Origin of the sequence: Janthinobacterium sp. GW458P (assembly GCF_002127585.1) — a bacterium.
In the GTDB taxonomy this organism is placed as follows: Bacteria; Pseudomonadota; Gammaproteobacteria; order Burkholderiales; family Burkholderiaceae_D; genus Janthinobacterium.
The window spans coordinates 40,881-47,155 of record NZ_NEGZ01000048.1 but is presented as its reverse complement, the minus strand read 5'-3'; the positions used below and the strand labels follow the sequence as shown (position 1 = coordinate 47,155).

Annotated in this window: 7 protein-coding genes and 1 pseudogene; 7 read left to right on the top strand and 1 reads right to left on the bottom strand. The window is 65.4% G+C overall.

Annotation, left to right across the window (positions count from 1 at the left end):
* Positions 1–498 precede the first annotated feature (498 nt).
* The gene (locus CBW50_RS21660; protein WP_086147466.1) at positions 499–795 is read left to right on the top strand and encodes a DUF493 family protein; all 297 of its coding nucleotides are present in this window, start codon (positions 499–501) and stop codon (positions 793–795) included.
* Here CBW50_RS21660 and CBW50_RS21655 read toward each other — a convergent pair.
* On the bottom strand, positions 788–1,993 hold the full coding sequence (locus tag CBW50_RS21655) for a multidrug effflux MFS transporter (protein WP_086147465.1): 1,206 nt from the start codon (positions 1,991–1,993) through the stop codon (positions 788–790). The two genes, CBW50_RS21660 and CBW50_RS21655, sit on opposite strands and share 8 nt — an antisense overlap.
* A gap of 74 nt (positions 1,994–2,067) precedes the next feature.
* Here CBW50_RS21655 and CBW50_RS30355 point away from each other — a divergent pair.
* From CBW50_RS30355 to CBW50_RS21625, 6 genes and pseudogenes are all read left to right on the top strand, one after another.
* Positions 2,068–2,376 (top strand): annotated as a pseudogene (locus CBW50_RS30355) (GntR family transcriptional regulator); the annotation flags it as partial.
* A 220-nt stretch (positions 2,377–2,596) separates the two neighbouring features.
* A complete protein-coding gene (locus CBW50_RS21645; protein WP_253251971.1) occupies positions 2,597–3,745 on the top strand; it encodes a PLP-dependent aminotransferase family protein in 1,149 nt (382 codons plus the stop codon).
* 75 nt (positions 3,746–3,820) lie between these two features.
* A complete protein-coding gene (gene lipB / locus CBW50_RS21640; protein WP_076564619.1) occupies positions 3,821–4,525 on the top strand; it encodes a lipoyl(octanoyl) transferase LipB in 705 nt (234 codons plus the stop codon).
* 37 nt (positions 4,526–4,562) lie between these two features.
* Positions 4,563–5,570: a lipoyl synthase gene (gene lipA, locus CBW50_RS21635; RefSeq protein WP_086147462.1), complete on the top strand. Its 1,008-nt coding sequence runs from the start codon at positions 4,563–4,565 to the stop codon at positions 5,568–5,570.
* A 123-nt stretch (positions 5,571–5,693) separates the two neighbouring features.
* Positions 5,694–5,963, top strand: a complete 270-nt coding sequence (locus CBW50_RS21630) for a type II toxin-antitoxin system Phd/YefM family antitoxin (protein WP_070223351.1) — start codon at positions 5,694–5,696, stop codon at positions 5,961–5,963.
* Entirely contained in the window at positions 5,944–6,249 is a 306-nt protein-coding gene (locus CBW50_RS21625) for a Txe/YoeB family addiction module toxin (protein WP_086147461.1), read from the top strand. Before CBW50_RS21630 ends, CBW50_RS21625 begins: the two co-directional genes overlap by 20 nt.
* The last annotated feature ends 26 nt before the right edge of the window (positions 6,250–6,275 follow it).

The window sequence follows — 6,275 nt, the reverse complement described above, 5'->3', positions numbered from 1 at the left end:
CGCCCGTGGCCGCTCCGCGCCCTGCGCCGCCGCCAATGCCGGCCGCTGCCGCGCGTCCGCCCCAGGAGGCGCGCAGTGCCGAGCGACCCAATCCGCCCCGTGAACGCGGCAATGAGCGGGGCAACGAGCGCGGCGGTCCGGGCCGCAACGGCCGGATGCAGGAAGTGGAGCGCTGACGGCCACGCCGTCTGTCGCGCCGTATCGACGTTCAAGCCGCGAAATGTGCAGTTCGTCACATGCCGGAGGTAAAGCCGCCGTATTGTGCTTACAGTACGACCACTGCTTATCCTCCAAGTGACAGCATCGACTTTTCCGGCTATTTTGTCCAAACGAAATAGTTTTTCGCCAGCTTACCCAGCTGGCTTTTTTTTTTCCGCCACGCCGGCGCCATGGCGGCGGGCGCAGCCGCCCGCAAAGTTGGCTACAATACGTCTTTATGCAGCCGCCGCGCGATGTATGCTGCGCCGCCTGTTCTGACCGGCATTGATTGGATAGACTATGCACACCACCCCACCCACCGAAGTGACGATTCCTCCCAGCGAATCGCTGATCGAATACCCGAGCGACTTTCCCATCAAGATCATGGGTCCGACGCATGTCGACTTCGCGCCGACCATGCTGGAGCTGGTCATCAGCCACGATCCGACCTTCCACGCGGGCCGCATGGAAGAGCGCCCATCGGGCAAGGGCAATTACACGGGCCTGACCGTTACCGTGCGCGCCATCAGCCGCGAGCAGCTCGACGCCCTGTACATGGCGCTGTCGGGCCACCCGATGGTCAAGATCGTCATGTAAGGCTGGCTGCCGCCACGCTGGCGCGGCTCTTCGTGAGCAGCCAGACGGCGGCAAAGGCGCCGCTGGCCGCCGCCGTCACCCACAGCAGCGGTTTTTCGCTGCCATCGGTGATGGCGGCGATGACGGCGCCGCAGACGGCCGTGATCGCCATCTGCACGAAGAAGAACAGGCCCGAGGCGCTGCCCGCCCGGGCGCCGTACGGCTGCAGCACGGCCAGCTGGCAGGCGGGAATCGCCATGCCCACCGACACCATCACCAGCAGCATGGGCGCCACCAGCGACGCCACGTGCTGTGGCGCCAAAGTACCGGCCAGCAACAGGCTGGCCGCCCCCGCCACATTGAGCAGCACCGCCACGCCCAGCATGTGATCGGCGCCCAGGCGCGGTCCCAGCGCGCGAAACAGGCTCGACCCCGCGATATAGCCGCTCACCGTCAGCCCGAACACCAGTGCATACGCGCCGGGCGACAGGTGCATGCCCCTTTGCAGCAGCACGGACGATTCCGCGATGAAGGGGAAATACGTGCAATACACGCAGCCGATGGCCAGCGCATAGCGCAGGAAATACGCGTCGCCCAGCAGGCGGCGGTATAGCGCCAGGGTATTGCCTGGCGGCGCGGCGTCGGCTGGCTTCGTTTCCGGCACGTAGACGATGATCAGCCACAGCGACAGCGCGCCCAGCAGGCACAGCGCGCCGAACGCGGCGCGCCAGCCGAAGGCCGCGTCGAGCACGCTGCCGGCCAGCGGCGCCAGGATGGGCGACAAGCCCATCACCATCGAAATCCGTCCCAGCATGCGCGCCTGCGTGGCGGGATCGAAGCGGTCGCGCACCATGACCCGGCCGATGATGGTGCCGCTGCAGCCGCCGAACGCCTGCAGCACGCGCGCGGCGATCAGCACGTGCACGTCGGAAGTCACGCTGCAGGCGATGCTGGCGAGCACAAAAATGCCCGTGCCGGCCAGCAGCACGGGGCGGCGTCCCCAGCGGTCGGCCAGCGGCCCGCAAGCGAGCATCGAGGCGGCCGAGCCGGCCATGAACAGGCTCAGGGTCAGCTGTAACTGGGCATCGCTGGCATGCAGGGCGTCGGCCATGGCCGGCAGCGAGGGTAAATAGATATCGATGCTGATGCGCGACAGGCAGACCAGCAGCAGCACGATGCCGCCCCAGGCCCACAGCGGCAGAGATGTATTTTTGATCATTTTTCCAGACGTAAGATTGCACGTTGCGCCACGCTGACGCAGCGGTACGCCGAGAGTAGAATGTTTGTGGTGTAATGCGAAGTGCCGGTCAGCACTCATTTCATTGGACCACTTGGACGATCATCACCATGCCGCGAGGAAAATCACCGCACACCCTGGACTTGCCCCGCCCCACCAGCTGGCTCGGCAAGGCCGGTGTCAACAAGCAGGACGGCGCCTATGAAGCGCTGCGTTCGGCCATCCTGGCGAAGATGCTGCCGGCCGGCAGCCGGCTGCCATCGAGCCGCACCCTGGCCGAACGGTGGGAATTGTCGCGCGGCACCATCGAAACCGTGTTCGACCGCCTGCATGCGGAAGCGTACGTGACGCGCGTGCCCGGTTCCGGCACCCGCGTGTGCGCCGTCGTGCCGGAGCGCTTCCTGATGGCCGGCTATGGCGAGCAGAGCCCCGCCGTGCCGGCCGCCGTGCCCGCGCCCGCCCCGGACACGGGCGTGCGCGACGGCTTGCNCGGCCGTGGCGCGCGGCCCCGGTTCGGGCCCCCGCGTGTGCCCCGGCGTGCGGGGGCGCTTCCTGTGGGCCGGCTAGGGCGGGCGGGGCCCCGCCGTGCCGGCCGCCGTGCCCGCGCCCGCCCCGGACACGGGCGTGCGCGACGGCTTGCCCTTCGTGGCCCGGCGCGCCGACGCCAGCCTGTTTCCCATGGCCGCCTGGTCCAAGTGCGCCACGCGGGCGCTGGCCGCCGCCACGCCGGAGCAGCTGTGCAGCGCCGATCCGGCTGGCCTGCCCCAGCTGCGCCAGCAGATCGCCGATTTCCTCGCCAGGTACCGCGGCATCCGCTGCGATCCGCACGACATCGTTGTCACCACCGGCATCCGCCACGCGATCGACTTGCTGGCGCGCAACGTCGTGCACGATGGTGACAAGGTGTGCCTGGAAGAACCCGGCTACCCGGCCGCCCGCGCCCTGTTCGCCCTCGCCGGCGCCGTGCCCGTGGACATCGCCGTCGACGCCGAAGGCATCGATGACGCCGCCCTGCGCCTGCATCCCGACGCGCGCCTGGCCTACGTGACGCCGGCGCACCAGTCGCCGCTGGGCGTGACCATGTCCGTCACGCGCCGCCTGGCCCTGCTGGAGTGGGCGAATGACAGCGGCGCCTGGGTGCTGGAAGACGATTACGACAGCGAATTCAATTACCACAGCGCCCCGCTGGCGGCCCTGAAGGCGCTGGATCAATATCAGCGCGTGATTTATTGTGGTAGTTTTAACAAGACCCTGTTTGCCGGCCTGCGCGTGGGCTTCATGGTGCTGCCGCCCGCCTTGCGCCCGCAGCTGCTGCGCACCCTGCAATTGACGGGCTGTTCCGTGGGGATCACGGAACAGCTGGCGCTGGCCGCCTGGATGGCGGACGGCGCCTTCGTGCGGCATCTGCGCCAGGCGCGGCTGGCCTACAAGGAGCGGCGCGACCTGCTGCTGGCCTGCCTGGAACAGACGGCGCCAGGGCGCTACACTATTTCCGGCCAGCAAGCGGGTTTTCATTGCGTGCTGTGGTTGCCGCCGGATGCCGACGAGCGGGCGTTTTGCGCGCGCGCCGCGCAGGACGGGCTGGCGCTGCAGCCCCTGAGCGACTTTTGCCACAGCGCCAGACTGGCGCCGGCCGTGCTGCTCGGCTACACGGCCCTGAGCCAGGCCCAGGTGCGCCACGCTGCGCAAAAATTGGGCAGCTTGCTGCTGTTGCCGGCGCCCGCGGCTCAATGAAACGGCCGCCTGGCTTATAATCACGGCTTCGCCGCAGCGTCCGCAGGGCGCCGGCAGCTGACTACAGAATCTGTCATGACCACCACCCGCACCGAAACGGCGCTGATCCGCGAGCTGGGCCGCGTCGATTACGAGCCGACCTTTGCCGCCATGCGCGCGTTTACCGACGCGCGCACGACGGACACGCGCGACGAACTGTGGATCGTCGAGCATCCGCCCGTGTTCACCCTGGGGCTGGCGGCCGACCGCGGCCATCTGCTGGCCGGCGCCGAGAATGTGCCCGTGGTGCAGACGGACCGGGGCGGCGAAGTCACCTTCCACGGCCCCGGCCAGGTGGTGATTTATCTGCTGATGGACTTGCGCCGCAACAAGCCGGGCGGCAAGCTGTATGCGCGCCAGTTCGTGCATAAAATCGAGCAAGCCATCATCAACGTGCTGGCGGCGTATAATCTCGCTGGCGAGCGCATCGATGGCGCGCCTGGCATCTATATCGCCGGCGGACCAAGCAAGGGTGCGAAGATCGCCGCGCTGGGATTGAAAGTGCGCGGCAACGGCTGCACCTACCATGGCGTGTCGCTCAACGTGGCGATGGACCTGGCGCCGTTTTCCTGGATTAACCCTTGCGGCTATTCCGGCCTGAAGACGGTGGACATGCGCAGCATGGGCGTGGTGGCGCCGCTGGCCGAGGTGCAGCGGGCCCTGGCCCAGGAACTGACCGTATTACTCGATGTAAGCGAAGTAAACAGCGCCGCAGGCGCGCCTCAGGCAGCGGATGCCTGAGCAAACAAACCAACATGCCCGTCAAGGGCTTGCAGCCATGACTTCTGAGACCATTTCCAGCACCGCCCCCGCCGCTCCCGCCTACAACCCGAGCGAAAAGCAAAAAGGCGCCAGCAAGACGTCGCGCATCCCGATCAAGATCATTCCGATCGAGCAAGTCGAGCGCCTGAAAAAGCCGGACTGGATCCGCGTCAAGGCCGCTTCGGCTTCGACCCGTTTCTATGAAATCAAGGATGTGTTGCGCGAAAATAAACTCGTGACCGTGTGCGAGGAAGCCAGCTGCCCGAACATCGGCGAGTGTTTCGGCAAGGGCACGGCCACCTTCATGATCATGGGCGACAAGTGCACGCGCCGCTGCCCGTTCTGCGACGTCGGCCATGGCCGCCCTGACCCGCTGGACAAGGACGAGCCTGCCAACCTGTCGAAAACCATCGCCAAGCTGCGCCTGAACTACGTCGTCATCACCTCCGTCGACCGCGATGACTTGCGCGACGGCGGCGCCGGCCATTTCGTCGAGTGCATCCAGCAAACGCGCGCCCTGTCGCCGAACACCCGCATCGAAGTGCTGGTGCCCGACTTCCGTGGCCGCCTGGAAAAAGCGTTGAATTTGTTCAAGGACGGCTTGCCTGACGTCATGAACCACAACCTGGAAACGGCGCCGCGCCTGTACAAGGAAGCCCGTCCCGGCTCCGATTACATGCACTCGCTGAAACTGCTGAAGGATTTCAAGGCCATGTACCCGGACGTGAAGACCAAGTCCGGCATCATGGTGGGCCTGGGCGAGACGGACGAGGAAATCCTGCAAGTCATGCGCGACATGCGCGAGCACGACATCGACATGCTGACCATCGGCCAGTACCTGGCGCCATCGAACAGCCACCTGCCCGTGCGCCGCTACGTGCACCCTGACGTGTTTAAAATGTTCGAGGAAGAAGCCTATAAAATGGGCTTCACCCACGCCGCCGTGGGCGCCATGGTGCGCAGCTCGTACCACGCGGATGAACAGGCGCACAGCGCCGGCGTGGAATCGGCGCTGAATTTCTAAGCACCTTGCGCCAGATCAAAGCCGCCCGCGATCGCGCTGGCGGCTTTTTTTTGCCTGATTGAAGTGATGTACAACATCCTGTACAATTATTGGCATGTACTTTCAATGGGACGGTGGCACGGCATGAATATCCTGACTTTCAGCGAGGCGCGCGCGGGCCTGAAAAGCGTGATGGACGACGTCTGCAACGACCATACGCCCACCGTAATCACGCGCGTGAATGGCGAACACGTGGTGATGCTGTCCTTGTCGGACTACAACAGCATCGAGGAAACCCTGTATTTGCTGGGCACGGCCAAGAATGCCAGCCGGCTGATGGCGTCCGTGGCGCAGATCAAGGCGGGCAAGGCGCAGCCACGAGCATTGGCGCGGCATGAAAAACCGGAAGACTGAAAACAAGCAGCAGGCGCGCGCCGCCGTGCTGGCCTGGACCGATCATGCCTGGGAAGATTATTTGTTCTGGCAAGAGAGCGACCTGAAAATCCTGCAAAAAATCAATGACTTGCTCGATGAATGCCTGGCCGATCCATTCAAGGGCACGGGTAAGCCGGAACCGCTGAAAGGCGATCTGACGGGTTTTTGGTCACGCCGCATCGACCGCCAGCACCGGCTCGTGTATTTGCCCGACGCGGGCTGCATCTACGTGGCGGCCTGCCGTTATCACTATGACGACAAATAGGCATTGCCCGGCCGTACCGTAACGCG

What these genes read in the sequence shown, in the direction of transcription:
- CBW50_RS21660 (WP_086147466.1), top strand. Translation starts at nt 499, where the DNA reads ATGCACACCACCCCACCCACCGAAGTGACGATTCCTCCCAGCGAATCG.
- CBW50_RS21655 (WP_086147465.1), bottom strand. Translation starts at nt 1,993, where the DNA reads ATGATCAAAAATACATCTCTGCCGCTGTGGGCCTGGGGCGGCATCGTG.
- lipB (WP_076564619.1), top strand. Translation starts at nt 3,821, where the DNA reads ATGACCACCACCCGCACCGAAACGGCGCTGATCCGCGAGCTGGGCCGC.
- lipA (WP_086147462.1), top strand. Translation starts at nt 4,563, where the DNA reads ATGACTTCTGAGACCATTTCCAGCACCGCCCCCGCCGCTCCCGCCTAC.
- CBW50_RS21630 (WP_070223351.1), top strand. Translation starts at nt 5,694, where the DNA reads ATGAATATCCTGACTTTCAGCGAGGCGCGCGCGGGCCTGAAAAGCGTG.
- CBW50_RS21625 (WP_086147461.1), top strand. Translation starts at nt 5,944, where the DNA reads ATGAAAAACCGGAAGACTGAAAACAAGCAGCAGGCGCGCGCCGCCGTG.